Raw genomic sequence first — 13,689 nt, forward strand, 5'->3', positions numbered from 1 at the left:
TGTCTTATTTTTCTCTTTTATAAAATGGAGTAGGTACGGTAACTGCTTTTAGTCGTTTATTTCTAATTTCTACTTCTAGCTCTTTTCCGATTTCCGCAAATTTTGTGTCAATTAACACTAAACCGATATTTTTTTTGAGCGTAGGAGATTGCGTTCCTGTAGTGACAAAACCTACTTGTTTATCCCCTGCATACACCGGATAACCAGTTCGTGGAATCCCTTTATCAATCATTTCAATACCAATACTTTTTCTTGGAACACCGTTTTCTTTTTGATCAGCTAAAATAGTTTTCCCATTGAAATCTTGTTCTTTTTTAAGCTTTACAACAAAGCCCAGACCTGCTTCTAGTGGGGAGATATCTTTTGAAAGTTCTTGACCATATAATGGTAAACATGCTTCAAATCGTAATGTATCACGTGCCCCTAGACCACATGGTAGAAGTCCCTCTTCTTTTCCAGCGTCTAAAATATTGCTCCATAAATCTCTTACATCATTACTAGCTGCATAGATTTCAAATCCATCTTCTCCTGTATAACCGGTACGAGAAACAAGAACTGATTTTCCAGCTACTTCGACATCATCCGAGAAACGGAAGAATCCAATTTCATCTAGGTTTATGGAAGTAAGCTTTTGTAAAATCCCTTGTGCAAGTGGTCCTTGGAGTGCAAGTAAACCGTATTCATCCGATTTATTTACAAGTTCTACATCATCTGTCACGAATTGTTTCATCCAGTCAAAATCTTTTTCAATGTTGCCTGCGTTTACTACTAATAAATAATGGTTATCTTCTACTTTATAGACCAATAGATCATCTACAATGCCACCATCTTCGTAACACATTGCAGTATATTGCGCTTGCCCATTTACTAATTTGGAAACATCATTTGTCATGATCTTTTGTAAAAACGTCTCACTAGCTGAACCTGTAACGATAATTTCTCCCATATGAGAGACATCAAACAATCCTGCTTTTGTCCTTACTGCTTCATGCTCTTCTTTAATACTAGAAAACTGTACAGGTAATTCCCAGCCACCAAAATCAATTGTTTTTCCTCCATATGTTGCATAATCATCAAATAGAGGTGTACGCTTCAACTGTTCTGACAATAAAATCTCCTCCTTAAGTTTTTCACACATGAAAAAGGACAGAGTACCCCCTTTAGATTAACAAGGGGTCTCTGTCCTGGCACCTGAAAGTTTACCAAAATGGCTTTCCTCTTTGGTGGCTTTGCGTGATACTAAACGAAAGCACTCTCCAGAGTTGCGTCCTATACGAGTTCTTTTGCCTGAGAGATTCATAATAGTGATTACTTGCTCCTTCGGCGACGCTACTTACAGCGTTCTCTCCCCGTATACTCAACCGCGATATCTGTATATATGGCTTGCTTTGTCTATATCCTAACATTGAACATTAAAAGACGCAATACTTTTTATAAAATTACTTAAAATACGAACGATACATCTTTTTTTATATCATTCATTCGCCTTTTAGTCGATTTACTTGGTATCCAGCATATTCTGTAACTTGTCGCAATGGACGATTTTCGGTAAGGATTGTAATATGTGTTGCTTTTTTATAGGCTCTTCGTCTCTTATTATACAGTTGCTCTAACTCTTCTTTTGTACTACTTTGCACAATCGGTCTGTTCTTATCATTTTTAATACGCATCCAAATGTCATTGAATGTCGCATCTAAATACAATACTAAACCGGTTTGACGCATAATTCGAACATTTTCTTCATTCATCGCAACACCTCCACCTGTAGAAATAATACAGGACTCCTTACGGAAGTTTTTCAAGAAATCAGTTTCTAATTGTCGAAAGTATGCTTCCCCTTCCTGTTCAAATATTTCGGGTATAGTCCTTTTCTGCTTATTTACGATTTCTTTATCCATGTCGTAATAAGGCATTTTTAACAAATAGCTCAGTCTTCTCCCGACTGCACTTTTTCCGCTTCCCATAAATCCAACTAAATATACTTTGTACATGCTTCACCAACTCGCTACATATCAAGATTATTTTCTCGCTCTTTAAAATTATCTATTTTAATGATAGTACATCGACTTTTCATACTTTTCCATACCACTTCACATGCGTTCTATCTTATAGATAATTTCAATATCACTAACTCGTTTGTTTCATATTTCTTCAGCTACTCACAAAAGAATTGTGATTTAAATGTTATTTTTTACTCATTTTTTATTACCGGTCAAAATTTATTAATTATTCATTAAAGTTATCCTTATTATAGAGACCTGCTTTGAGTATTACAAGGTATTTTAAAAAGCGACAAATTATTTCTATTAATAGAAGAAAAAAACCACCTTCCAAATTAATGGTTGGTGGTTTCTTCATATTTATTAAGGAATTCACACATATTATATAATCCTTGTAATTGCTCTGAATTCATATTTTGAATTTCTTCAATTGCACCGAGAATTACTTCTTTTGGCGCTTTATCCTTCAAGATGTCCGCTAATTCATTTAATTTTTCTTTTTGTTCTTCATTCATCTAAAACACCTCATTCTGTCATCGTCACATCTACTATCGCATCTAACGGCAGCACAAATACTTTATAAATTACTTTTAAAATATTAATACGCACACTCGTTCCCTCCTTTTTTTATTTAGTGTACGAACATTCGTTTGATTTTACAATTAAAATTATGATGTTAATTATTGGGCTAATAAAAAAAGCAACCAACTCGTTTAGGAGAAGATCGATTCTTTTAGAAGAGGAGATATAAAGGTCGTAAATCATCTATCGTTTTAAACTGTCTTACTAATTTTTCAGACCCGAGTAAATTTTTCACATTACCAATATTTTGTACTTGATAACCTGGTAAAAGATAGTAAAATGAGAACTGTCAATAACCTTGTGGGAGAATCATAAGGTTAATCTTGTGGTGTACATAAGGTAAAGTCATTTCCGTTGAGGGCTACCAACCAACAACATTATGGAAATGACTTTTTGTTTGTCTGTTCGTATTAAGTTAGTTCAGCACCTTATTTTAATACACTCATTATCCTGGCATCTTTCTGTTTTTCGTAACAATATAAATAAAAATTTTTGGATAACTATTTAATCGATCATAATGTAAATGAAAAGGTATTAAAAAAAGCCCGCCCAATTGAGCAGGGCAAAATTAAAAGGACCAGGATAAGGTCCTTTTTTGTATTCTTCTTAAACTAAAGCACCCGTTACTTCAATAAGAATGGACTGGTTTTAACTCTCTACCAATAAAGTTAGCAGGTACAGGGCTTAGTTCTAATTCTCTTGCCCAAACAGAAAGTTGACCTATGTGGTGAATTTCGTGAGTAATTATATGGTGTAATATTTCATCAACAGTGTATTTATCTTCATCCCAAGAAACACTAACTAGTTTTTCTTTTAAACCTCCTAAATTTGTTTTAAAAAATTCACCTATTTCATTTCTTGATTTATCTGAAAGAGATTTAACCTTTTCAAGTGTATTATAATCAGTAAACTGAAATACTACATCTTCTTTACCTTGAATACCACGAATCCAACTATATTCCACATCTATTATGTGAAAAAGTGTATATAATATATTTCCTACTCCACCCCTGCGGTCTTTTAACAACTCTTTAACTGTCAGTTGATTGCACCAGTCAAACCATTCATCTCTTACCTGCCAGTTGTATTCAAAGAATTTAATCATTGTAAACACTCCAATTTAGCTTATTACATTTCTAAGTTAACGAAAATGCTCTATTCCGAATATATAAAAAAAGGCCCTCCATTAATGAGAGCCTTTTTAATTTGTAATCAAATTTATACTGTCGAAGGATTTTTTTATTTAATATGTTCTGTCATAATAACACATCACATTAGTACTTTGATAAAATATCAGTCAATACATCTCCATCTATATTACCACCAGATAAAACAAGAGCAATGTTTTTCCCTCCAACTTGCTCTCTATAGTCCATAACAGCAGCTACCGTAGTGCAGCTACCTGCTTCCACAATATACTTTTCCTTTTTTGCCATGAAACTAACTGCTTTAGCAATTGATTCTTCTGATACAGCTATAAAGTCATCTACGTAATCTTTGGCCAAATCATAGCTGAGCTTACCGACCCCTCCAACAAGAGCATCACATAATGATTCCTCACTGTGATATTCTTCATAAAAAATATTGTCTTCATAAGATTTTATCATGGCAGGACATGCTTCTGTTTGTACCCCTATGATACGAATCCCCGGTTTTATAGTTTTAGCGGCAACAGCTATTCCTGTAATTAGCCCGCCTCCCCCTATCGGCACTACGATGGTATCAATGTCACTATTTTGCTCAAGAAGTTCAATCGCAACTGTACCCTGACCTCCATAAATTTGAGGATCACTGTAATAAGCATCAATATAAATTAATTTATGTTCTTTTATAAATTCCATCCCTAATGAATGAGCTTCATCATAATTATTTCCTAATAGTATTACTTCACCTCCAAAATATTGAATTTTGTCTATTTTGCTTTGTGGGGTAGTTTTAGGAACAATGATTTTCACATTATTTATTCGAAGAATCGAAGCTGCATAACTTACGGAACTTCCATGGTTGCCTGATGAAATTGCAGCAACACCATGACTCATTTCCTCCTTAGTTAAAGTCATCATTTTATTTAATGCTCCTCGGATTTTGAAGCTTTTTACTCTTTGTAAAGATTCGAGTTTAAAGAAATATTTTTTACTTTCATCTCCCAAGTAAAAAGATTCCTCAAGTGGTGTTTTTGTTACATAATTTTTGATACGTTCATAAGCGTCTTTAACATGATTATAATTAAAACTCATCATTTATACTCCACCTTCTAAATTTCTGATTTTATCCCAAGCCCTTTTTCTTCTGCTGTCTGTAGTGCAATTTTTGCTGTATAGATATCTAAAAGAGCCATTCCTGTAGCATCAAATACAGTTATTTGTTCATCGTTGGACCTTCCCTTAATTTTCCCCAGTATTAAATCACCAATCTCCCCATTGATATTCCTCTCTGTAATTATGCCTTGCTTAAGAGGTAGTTCAATTTCACCTACTTGTACACAATGTTCTATGTCATCTACATAAATGCTAGCTTTTGACAGGATTTCAGATTCTATTTCCTGCTTACCTACCATATCCGCCCCTATGCAGGAAATATGCGTTCCTTTTTGTACCCACTGATTTTTTATTAACGGTACTCTAGAAGACGTCACAGTGATGATGATGTCACTGTTTTTCACTGCACTTTCCAAACATTCAACTTCTTCAAATATTATTGTTTCTGTATCGATTCCAAATTCATGTTGTAGTCTTTGAGAAATACTGCTAATAAAACTTTCTAGTTTAATTTTATTTCTTGCTGATATCATTACTTTTTTTAGATTTGGCAATGCTGTCAGTGTAGCTGCAATTTGAAAAATTGCCTGGTTTCCGGCTCCAAGAACAAGTAGATTCTTAGAATTTTTTCTAGCTAAGTATTTAGCTCCTATAGCACCAGACGCACCAGTTCGTATTCCTGTAATGAACGAAGCATCCGTTATCCCTAAAGGTTTTCCTGTTTCAGCATCAAATACGACAATCAATCCTATTAAAGTTGGTATGCCCTTTTCTTCATTCTCACCAAACCATGTTACAGTCTTATGTCCAAACAGCTTTTCACTCTTTAAAAAACCCGATTTAATGTCCATATCTGCCTTACCTGGCTCAAAATCATAAAAAATAGTTGGCCATGTTTCAGTTTTACTCTCACTCTTAGATTTATAAACTGTCTCAACTAAATCGATCACTTGATTGACTTTTAATACTTGTTTAACGATTTCATTACTCAAAACTCTAAATTCAAACATTGACTTTACCTCCTTATACTTGTCTAATAACAATGGTTATAAAAAACAAAAAGCATTGAATCTCACCCCGCCTATAAATAGGCCCTAATGGGAATGAGACTCAATGCTTTATTAAATGTTTTTACCCGGGGATAAAAACAGCACCATGTTATTTTATTTACATTAATAATAACATACAAAAGTTCAATGTAAATATTTATTCTTAATGAACTAAACTGCGGCGTTAGTTCAATAAGAAAAATCTTATAATTATTAATATTGTACATGAAAAGGCAATTAAAAAAAGCCCCACTCGAATGAGCAGGGCTTGATATTATTTACTATTTAATTTAGCAAGCGTAGCTTTGGATGGTGTTTCATACTTAATATATCCGTTCATTTTAGTAATTTCATATCTTTCTTAGAGCTACTGAAATGAAATAAGTTCAGTTATAGTTTCCCCATCTGAATCAACAGTTTTGATTATACCGAAGCCAGGAGCAAGGTAATCTCTTAAACCGTTTGAATATCTAATAATAACTACATTTTTAAATGTTCCAGCTTTTACGGTGACTGTACTTGTCGTGCTTTCAACATTTATATATTCAATTGCTTCCTCCCAATCTTCAGTAAAGTAACTATTTATCGTTTCTTTTCCTTCAATGAAAGGATAAGTTAAATCAAAAAATATAAAATCGGATTCATCCATACCAAAACTAATTCCACTGCTATTTTCAGCAAACATGTATTCATATCCATCATTTACTGAAGTTAATTTTGAATATGTTGTAGAATCTAAAGAAGACTTAGTCACAATAAAAGATTGTGTTGTGTCATCGATGAAATTTGGATAATATGTGAGTTTCAAACCCTCTTTTGGAGAAAGACCACTTGTTACTGCGTTTAACAAAGCTAGTTTACTTTTTGATGGTGTCTCATATTTAACTTTGGTAGTCTGTTGAACATAACTACCACCACCTACACCATACAAACCACCATTATTACTTTTATAGCTATAAACTCGGTATTCTTCACCTTTTTTTAAAGTACGAACAGTTGTAAGTGATCCATTCGCATTTAATTTAACTAAATTTGTTGATGCCAAAACTGTAACTTTACCAATTTGACCAATCTTTAGCTCTGTCTTTCCCCACATAACTTTCGAAGCTGCCTCAGCGGTATTTACTTGAAAAGTAAATACAGTTAGAGCAAATATTGCAACTAAGGCGCTCTTAATAAATTTTGAACACATATGACTTCTCCCCTTCCTAATTATTTTAATAGTACATTTTGGAAATAATAATGTCTATATCATTTTAAAACATAAAAAAATACTCAGATGAGCAGGGATTGATGTCATAGAGAACCTTTCGTTTCCAATTTAGTTAATAACGGTGCAAGCATTGTGATTAAACGAATATCGACTGAATCCTTAACTTCATAATCAGCTGCCATTAAACCATGCTTTACTAATTTATCAAACGCATTTTTTTGTCCTGGTGTTAATACGATTTTTTCTTCTGTCACTCCCCCCACCTCTTTCTTTATTAATCCAAATGATTTAACCAAACCATTTACATGACCTTGTGCTAAACCTTCAATAAACGCATCTTGTTTAAGTAATGCAGCATCGGAAGAATTATCGATGAAGCCACACTCGGTTAATATGGATGGCATATTTGACTCACGTAGCATATGATAATTTGCTTGCTTCTTACCACGATTCCCCATTTGACCAATCTTCTTGATAATTTCTGCATGGATAATATTTTGATAAGCGATTGAATTTGTGCTATCTGGATATACATAATCTTCGTAACCATTACCACCTCCAGCGTTAATGTGGATGGACAGTAAGAAATTTGCTCCCCAGTTATTTGCTTCATTTGTGCGGTCGGTTAGAGATGGATAAGTATCGCCAGTACGACTCATTTTTGTTTGTACATTTTGATACTCTTTGAGTAATTCATCTACACGCTTCGCTATTTTTAGAGTAATGTCTTTTTCTTTTAAACCATTTCCAACTGCCCCCGGATCACTGCCTCCGTGTCCTGCATCAATAAATACTTTTACCATTACTTCTCACTCTCCTTTAACTGTTCGTCAACTTTAGAGCCAATAAGTTCTTCCCGTATTTCGGTACTGATTCCTGCTTTTTCATGCTTTGTAGCCTCAATTACTTTTAATTTTTCCGCTAAATTTGTTGGAACAAGAACTTCTAGTTCTGCCATATTCTCTACTATACTTAATCCTTCATTTGCAATATAGAACCATACAGTAGCTAGCGTTAATGCCCCTCCAAGGTTCAACACTTGGTCAATCACATTTGCTGTAATAATAACTAACAATACTAACAGTTTTCTTGAATAGCCAAACAGACTTTTACGACTCCACAAATTCCCGTTTTTTATAGCCTTAAAAATACCTGTAATAATGTCAATTAGCATTAACAACATTAGAAAATGTAAAAATTTTACCCCACCAAATAAATACATATGTGCTACTTCTAAGTGTTCCAAATTGATTCCCTCCATAGAGTCCAGCTCCTTTTAGATTTTTAAAAAACAAAAGAGCACCCATTGTGGATGCCCCGTTTTAAAACAAAAAAATGACGCTAGCTTATGCTGCGTCAATTACTCCTCGCCTAACTAATTCATTTTTTACATCTACTTTTAAAAATGCTGGTACTGCAATTTCACCTTGTTTCGGATTCTCCATTACTCTTAAACCTAATTCTACTAAATCTGCGTACAATGTTACCATTTTACAACACTCCTTTTATAGTTAATGTTTCAATTACTTCGGCTAAGGCGATTTGATTGTTTATCTTGTCGACTTCCTGTTTTTCGATACTTTCAGCTAAAGCAATTTGTAAAAATAATCTTTCTTGTTCTAAAAGTTCTAATCTCTCATCCACCACTGTTACAGAAGGTTTTTCATCTGTAAAAATCAAAAAGTTTCCATCAATTATGTTTTGTTCTTCAATAATTCGTTTGTCTTGATTAAGAGAAATAATCTGTTCGCGACTAGCTTCATCTGTATACTGAAATCTATAAATCAATATTCTCACTCCCTTTTATTAGTTAATAACTGTCGCAATCGGATTTTTCGCTACACAAATTTTGAAGTCTTTTGATCTTGGTTGTCCATTGTTGTTCCCTTTAGCATATAATTGGATGTTATCTCCTTTTGATACTATCATGTCTTCTGCATAGCCAGTATAAGACTCGTACGAACTCCCAGATACAGTTCTCAATACTCCAACAGGGACACCATTTTTATATAACTGATAGTTTCCGCTTCTGTCCGTACTAGAAACATAAGTGGCATATTTAACTCTGACTAAACCGTCAAAATTTACTTCTACGTCATGATGTAACGTCCAACTACTACTCGTTGTGTGGGAAGCTGTAGGGCTTGTAAATAACACTTCATCCCCTGGAGTCGCGACGTATGTCCAATCAAGCGTCCCGATAACTCCGAAAATATCTGTGCCGGCTCTTATGTTTTCCGGAATCAAATCCATATCCCCAATTATAATTATAGGGCTTGAATAATATCCAGCTTCTTTGGTTTGATTGACCGTACTAGGTGTTACCGTCCCACCAGCGCCCCTGTTAGGCATTGTGCCAATAATATCACCTGCATCTGTACTCGCTGTTTTACCAGAGAGAAGGTCAGATGCTAAAGCGTTACCGCTTCCCCCTTCACCCTGTAAGATAAAAGACGTTCCATTATAACGAATAGTATAGATGCTATCAGCTTTTAGATTCCCACTAGTCAAGTCATTTCCATTTGATTTTAAAATGGATTTTACACCTAAACCATTTATATTAATTGTTATTGCACCAGTGTTTTGTAACCTGTTTTTAAAAGCAATAGCCATTCCTTCTTTATAACCTTCAAGTGCCGGATTTAGAGTCACAACCTTTGCATTAGCAGAACCAGTATCTACAGCATATTTAACCGCATTGTCAGCATTCTTTTTTAACTCTTCATCAATAATGTCCCAGTTAGAATTCGTCAATGTAATGTCAGGTGGGCTATCAATTAATTCTCGCTTTTTAAATCCATAATTAGCTGTTTGTAACAATTGCACTCACACTCCTTTCTTAGTCTGTAACATCCACAGTGATAATATAGCTCTGTCCTACATTGACAGGGTTTGGCGCGATGGTGATGCTAGATACTACCGGCGCCACTGTATCTAAAACGACAGTTCTTGTTACGCTGCTTGTTTTACCTGCTGCATCCGTAGCGGTAATAACAATGGTGTTTGTTCCTTCCACAAGTGTTAGAGTCTTGCTAAAGTTACCGTTCCCGTCCACAACTGTGGCAGTAGCAGCACCGGTATTCAATTTCACCGTCACTCCAACTGGACTACTTGTCGCATCATTGGTAGTCCCCAGCACTGTGAGACTGGCAACATTTTGATAGCTTGTAACTTCTGCTGGGCTAGAAACATTCAAAATTGGTGGAACAGTATCTACTGTAAATGTTCTTGAAACAGCAGTAGCTGCATTTCCATCGTTATCCTGTACATTCAGAAGTATCGTATGGCTACCATCGGATAAAGCTGTTTGTGGTGTATAGGTAACGTTATAGCCTCCTGTTACGGAAGTGACTACCACGCCTGGACTTGTATTCGTAAGTGTTGTTCCACTATCCACTTTTATGGTTAACGAACTAATTTTTATTCCGGATCCATTCGTTTCGTCTCTTAACTGAAAGGTAATAGCCGGTTTATTTGTGATGATATATGCACCACTTGCTGGACTTGTTATGAGGATGGTTGGTTTCGTTGTCTCTTTCACAAATAGCTTTAAACTTTCTCCCAGCGCACTATCCGAATCATTAGCACTTGTAACATTCCCTGCTAAATCTTCCGCCTCTACTGTTATGGGATAATAGTGTCCTGCATTCACATTAAAACTTGTCATATTCGGCGCTGCTATCGTACCTTCATACTTTCCAGTACTAGGATTTTTGGTTAGCTCCACACGTGAACCATTAATTACTACGCTCACTTTTTTTAATGCCAATTCGCCTCACCTCTGTCTACCAATTTTTTAGCTCTAACCAATTGCTAAATGCATTTTTTACGTCGTTCCAATTTTTAAAGTTCGACTTAATACCCAACCAGTTCTTTTCAAACACTTCTACCTCGATAAAGACTGTTTCTCCAGTAAATGTAGTTTGTGCCGGGAGTTCGTTTTCTCGATTGGTTATGATCTGTACTTTGGATATTTTTACACTCAATTCATCCACTCCTTTATTGTGGAGCGATATAGTCTTTAACTGCTTGCCAATCTTTCATAGCAGCAACCGCATTCCAATCATGGAAGTTATTTTTGATATCTTCCCAAGTGGAGAAGTATTTAATCACTAACAATTTTATATGGGCAGGAGCCAATGGTTTTAATGCTCGCGCAATATCTGCATAACGATAATCCTTAGAACTATCTGGACTCAGCACTTGTACAAGCAATACCCCTTGACCAGGCTCAGGGTTATTCAATTCATCGGAACCAAAAAAACTCACGATACAATCACTTCCCGTGATAGTTTTCGCAACCTCTTTAATCATTGGCTCATTTAGTTTTTTTCCTTTTTGCATTAGAGCTAGTAGGTACGAGCGTCTTTGTTCTAATGTCCCCTCTCCTTTATACCGAAGGAATGTTTCAAGTCGAGTAATTCTTTCGATACTTGCTGTTCGAATAAATACATCTAGCAACCCTTTTTGTATGCTCGAATTCAAACGATCTATCTCTATATTTTCGGCGTTAAACAAAACTTGGAACTCTAATACATCTTGTAAAAAGTCGGGTAAATGTTGGATTAAATCCGCTGAGCGTTCTGCATCTTGAATAACTTCTAAGAAGAAATTGTAACGACTATCTGTGCTGTCGATATATGTGATGGAACCGCCCTGCTTGATTTCAAGCTTTAAATCGTACAATCCCGCAACTCCAGGAGCTTCTAATTCTTTACTCCATGTTCCGTCCCCATTGTTTACTAAACTGTATGTTTGACCATTGATGGTGTACTTGATATACTCAATCATCCGCTCACCACCGTAAGATTAATGCTATTAATCATAGGGATTTCATCACCAACCAATTCGACGTCCTCTATTCCGCCATTCATTCGAAAATCATTTAAATCTGCAATACTTGGAGTATCTATAATCGTGACAGCCATTCGCATATAGCTAACTTTATTCTTCACGAAAGTAACGCTTGCTAAGTAGTTGCTTATTGCTTGGGCAACTCCCTCCGGCTCCGTATATCCTTCTGCAAGTACAATATTTACGCTAATATTTATATCTTTTTTAACGCCACCAGTTACCGTTACTTTTGAGCCTATTGGTGCAACTCCGTTACCTAAACCAAGACCACCGGGATCCAGGTGATGTTGAAAAGAATCGATCAATAAAGAGTCGGCTACTTGAAAAGATCTGTCCGAAATAGCGACCTTTACAGTGTTTCCGCCATAAAATAGCGGGAATACTTTTACCGCCCCTACACCGTCATATGCATCAGCCCACTCGATATATTGAGCAACATTTCCATCTTGATCTGGATATAGGATTTTTCGCCTTAACTTTTCTCGCAATTGATCATCATTTTCCTCGCCAACTCCATAAGCGATGATGTCAGTAAGAGTAGCACTAGTTAGGCCCTCTAGATAATCGCTAGGAATTATCTCTCCTAGATATTCGTTCCCGACAAGTCCAGGTAATTCTGATTCTAATTTGTAGATACCATCACTAATCTTTTCCCGTACAACAAAGGTGTTTTCAGGAGAGCTAAATGTAAACCCCAAAGGAACATTTATATTAAATTTTCCTCTTAGAATAGCCTTAGTCGCACCTTTTCGAAAGACGCCATTCTGGAATGCTAATTCTGTTAATTCATAGTCAACGGCTGTATCGATAGATACGGTGTCACTCATCGTATTTATCGCAATATAGGCTTGTGTTAATTCAGCTGCAGCTGGTGCAAGGGCATCGTATACTATCGACCCCTCCCGTTTATCTACATCATTTGTCACTCTATCCAGCATTCTTTGTAAAATGAAATCATAAGTCATGTGTTCATACATTTATACAACCACCTCTGACTCTGCTTCAATTTCGCCTTCTGTAGTGCGTGCTGTGAATTTGACTAAAACTTTACTTTTATTTTTCTCAAAAGAAAAAGCATCCACACTTTCAATCCGATCGTCTTGTGTCAATGCTTCTGTTATTAGCCTTTTTAGTTCTGAATACACAAATGGAATTGGTTTCCCAAAAAGTTGCGCTATTTCAGCACCATAATCCCACGAATAAATTATATGGTCATAACGTTCCGTACTCAGTGTTTTGTAGATAAATTGTTCAATCGCTTCACGGCCATCCACATAACCAATAACCCGTTTTCTCTCCAAGTCTAATTTATATGTTTTTGATGGCTGCTGAATAGCTTCCTCAAAATCTGCCATCAGTTCATCATTGATTTTTGGAATCATACATCCACCTCTTTATCCCAAACAATATACTTCTGACCGCCCTGCATTTTGACTAAGAGAACGGTATCGCCTATTTTTAAAGCATTATGCACAGTGAATTTCTTCTTACCTTTGTATTCATGTGTATGCGATTCACTTTCTTCTGTCGAGTGTTCTACCGTCATTTCAATTTCATGGTCCCGAACTTGACGAGTTAATATTAGCTGAGCCGTTGTCAGGGGCTTCTTTTGTTCTACCAATATTTTTAATGGCGCGACACTTGTTACTTCCCCAAATTCAATAGCTGTTGGATCAGCTGCCTCTATCGCTTCTTTTGCAGCTATTTTAAACAGGGTGAGGATATCATTCATA

At 35.7% G+C, this 13,689-nt stretch carries 18 protein-coding genes and 1 riboswitch; all 18 genes read right to left on the reverse strand.

Translation table 11 applies throughout. The annotated features are described in order from the left end of the window. Window positions 1-4: 4 nt before the first annotated feature. Window positions 5-1,108, reverse strand: coding sequence for a glycine cleavage system aminomethyltransferase GcvT (gene gcvT, locus OR571_RS13140; protein WP_481900391.1), 1,104 nt, complete (start codon window positions 1,106-1,108; stop codon window positions 5-7). A gap of 157 nt (window positions 1,109-1,265) precedes the next feature. Continuing rightward, window positions 1,266-1,361: riboswitch (glycine riboswitch) on the reverse strand. Window positions 1,362-1,478: 117 nt separating this feature from the next. Continuing rightward, window positions 1,479-1,991: a shikimate kinase gene (locus OR571_RS13145; protein ID WP_282243311.1), complete on the reverse strand. Its 513-nt coding sequence runs from the start codon at window positions 1,989-1,991 to the stop codon at window positions 1,479-1,481. A 344-nt stretch (window positions 1,992-2,335) separates the two neighbouring features. After that, window positions 2,336-2,515, reverse strand: coding sequence for a hypothetical protein (locus OR571_RS13150; RefSeq protein ID WP_282243313.1), 180 nt, complete (start codon window positions 2,513-2,515; stop codon window positions 2,336-2,338). Between the two features lie 695 nt (window positions 2,516-3,210). After that, a complete protein-coding gene (locus OR571_RS13155) occupies window positions 3,211-3,687 on the reverse strand; it encodes a DinB family protein (protein WP_282243315.1) in 477 nt (158 codons plus the stop codon). A 169-nt stretch (window positions 3,688-3,856) separates the two neighbouring features. Next, window positions 3,857-4,822 carry a threonine ammonia-lyase gene (locus tag OR571_RS13160; protein WP_282243317.1) on the reverse strand — a complete coding sequence of 322 codons (966 nt, stop codon included), beginning with the start codon at window positions 4,820-4,822 and terminating at the stop codon, window positions 3,857-3,859. Window positions 4,823-4,836: 14 nt separating this feature from the next. Further along, window positions 4,837-5,850 carry an ornithine cyclodeaminase family protein gene (locus OR571_RS13165; protein WP_282243319.1) on the reverse strand — a complete coding sequence of 338 codons (1,014 nt, stop codon included), beginning with the start codon at window positions 5,848-5,850 and terminating at the stop codon, window positions 4,837-4,839. A 406-nt stretch (window positions 5,851-6,256) separates the two neighbouring features. Then, a complete protein-coding gene (locus OR571_RS13170; protein WP_282243321.1) occupies window positions 6,257-7,081 on the reverse strand; it encodes a hypothetical protein in 825 nt (274 codons plus the stop codon). 104 nt (window positions 7,082-7,185) lie between these two features. Further along, window positions 7,186-7,905: an N-acetylmuramoyl-L-alanine amidase family protein gene (locus OR571_RS13175; RefSeq protein ID WP_282243323.1), complete on the reverse strand. Its 720-nt coding sequence runs from the start codon at window positions 7,903-7,905 to the stop codon at window positions 7,186-7,188. After that, window positions 7,905-8,363 carry a phage holin family protein gene (locus OR571_RS13180; protein ID WP_282243325.1) on the reverse strand — a complete coding sequence of 153 codons (459 nt, stop codon included), beginning with the start codon at window positions 8,361-8,363 and terminating at the stop codon, window positions 7,905-7,907. Before OR571_RS13180 ends, OR571_RS13175 begins: the two co-directional genes overlap by 1 nt. An 85-nt stretch (window positions 8,364-8,448) precedes the next feature. After that, window positions 8,449-8,592, reverse strand: a complete 144-nt coding sequence (locus OR571_RS13185) for a CD1375 family protein (RefSeq protein ID WP_282243327.1) — start codon at window positions 8,590-8,592, stop codon at window positions 8,449-8,451. Window position 8,593: 1 nt separating this feature from the next. Further along, window positions 8,594-8,890: a hypothetical protein gene (locus OR571_RS13190; protein ID WP_282243329.1), complete on the reverse strand. Its 297-nt coding sequence runs from the start codon at window positions 8,888-8,890 to the stop codon at window positions 8,594-8,596. Window positions 8,891-8,908: 18 nt separating this feature from the next. Continuing rightward, a complete protein-coding gene (locus OR571_RS13195) occupies window positions 8,909-9,922 on the reverse strand; it encodes a hypothetical protein (RefSeq protein WP_282243331.1) in 1,014 nt (337 codons plus the stop codon). Window positions 9,923-9,941: 19 nt separating this feature from the next. After that, a complete protein-coding gene (locus OR571_RS13200; RefSeq protein WP_282243333.1) occupies window positions 9,942-10,871 on the reverse strand; it encodes an Ig-like domain-containing protein in 930 nt (309 codons plus the stop codon). 16 nt (window positions 10,872-10,887) lie between these two features. Further along, window positions 10,888-11,088: a hypothetical protein gene (locus OR571_RS13205; protein WP_282243335.1), complete on the reverse strand. Its 201-nt coding sequence runs from the start codon at window positions 11,086-11,088 to the stop codon at window positions 10,888-10,890. 13 nt (window positions 11,089-11,101) lie between these two features. Continuing rightward, the gene (locus tag OR571_RS13210) at window positions 11,102-11,893 is read right to left on the reverse strand and encodes a putative phage tail protein (protein WP_282243336.1); all 792 of its coding nucleotides are present in this window, start codon (window positions 11,891-11,893) and stop codon (window positions 11,102-11,104) included. After that, window positions 11,890-12,933, reverse strand: coding sequence for a baseplate J/gp47 family protein (locus OR571_RS13215; protein WP_282243338.1), 1,044 nt, complete (start codon window positions 12,931-12,933; stop codon window positions 11,890-11,892). Before OR571_RS13215 ends, OR571_RS13210 begins: the two co-directional genes overlap by 4 nt. Beyond that, window positions 12,934-13,338: a DUF2634 domain-containing protein gene (locus tag OR571_RS13220; RefSeq protein ID WP_282243340.1), complete on the reverse strand. Its 405-nt coding sequence runs from the start codon at window positions 13,336-13,338 to the stop codon at window positions 12,934-12,936. It lies immediately after the preceding gene. Then, window positions 13,335-13,688: a DUF2577 domain-containing protein gene (locus OR571_RS13225; protein ID WP_282244172.1), complete on the reverse strand. Its 354-nt coding sequence runs from the start codon at window positions 13,686-13,688 to the stop codon at window positions 13,335-13,337. The genes OR571_RS13220 and OR571_RS13225 overlap by 4 nt, the downstream gene beginning before the upstream one ends. Window position 13,689 lies beyond the last annotated feature (1 nt).

The sequence above is a fragment of the Psychrobacillus sp. NEAU-3TGS genome, assembly GCF_029955155.1.
GTDB lineage: Bacteria > Bacillota > Bacilli > Bacillales_A > Planococcaceae > Psychrobacillus.

Excerpts from the sequence above, each read along its gene's own strand:
- OR571_RS13220 (WP_282243340.1), bottom strand. The coding sequence starts at position 13,338 with ATGATTCCAAAAATCAATGATGAACTGATGGCAGATTTTGAGGAAGCT.
- OR571_RS13180 (WP_282243325.1), bottom strand. The coding sequence starts at position 8,363 with ATGGAGGGAATCAATTTGGAACACTTAGAAGTAGCACATATGTATTTA.
- OR571_RS13160 (WP_282243317.1), bottom strand. The coding sequence starts at position 4,822 with ATGATGAGTTTTAATTATAATCATGTTAAAGACGCTTATGAACGTATC.
- OR571_RS13175 (WP_282243323.1), bottom strand. The coding sequence starts at position 7,905 with ATGGTAAAAGTATTTATTGATGCAGGACACGGAGGCAGTGATCCGGGG.
- OR571_RS13155 (WP_282243315.1), bottom strand. The coding sequence starts at position 3,687 with ATGATTAAATTCTTTGAATACAACTGGCAGGTAAGAGATGAATGGTTT.
- OR571_RS13185 (WP_282243327.1), bottom strand. The coding sequence starts at position 8,592 with ATGGTAACATTGTACGCAGATTTAGTAGAATTAGGTTTAAGAGTAATG.
- OR571_RS13210 (WP_282243336.1), bottom strand. The coding sequence starts at position 11,893 with ATGATTGAGTATATCAAGTACACCATCAATGGTCAAACATACAGTTTA.
- OR571_RS13150 (WP_282243313.1), bottom strand. The coding sequence starts at position 2,515 with ATGAATGAAGAACAAAAAGAAAAATTAAATGAATTAGCGGACATCTTG.
- OR571_RS13165 (WP_282243319.1), bottom strand. The coding sequence starts at position 5,850 with ATGTTTGAATTTAGAGTTTTGAGTAATGAAATCGTTAAACAAGTATTA.
- OR571_RS13225 (WP_282244172.1), bottom strand. The coding sequence starts at position 13,688 with ATGAATGATATCCTCACCCTGTTTAAAATAGCTGCAAAAGAAGCGATA.
- OR571_RS13145 (WP_282243311.1), bottom strand. The coding sequence starts at position 1,991 with ATGTACAAAGTATATTTAGTTGGATTTATGGGAAGCGGAAAAAGTGCA.
- OR571_RS13215 (WP_282243338.1), bottom strand. The coding sequence starts at position 12,933 with ATGTATGAACACATGACTTATGATTTCATTTTACAAAGAATGCTGGAT.
- OR571_RS13170 (WP_282243321.1), bottom strand. The coding sequence starts at position 7,081 with ATGTGTTCAAAATTTATTAAGAGCGCCTTAGTTGCAATATTTGCTCTA.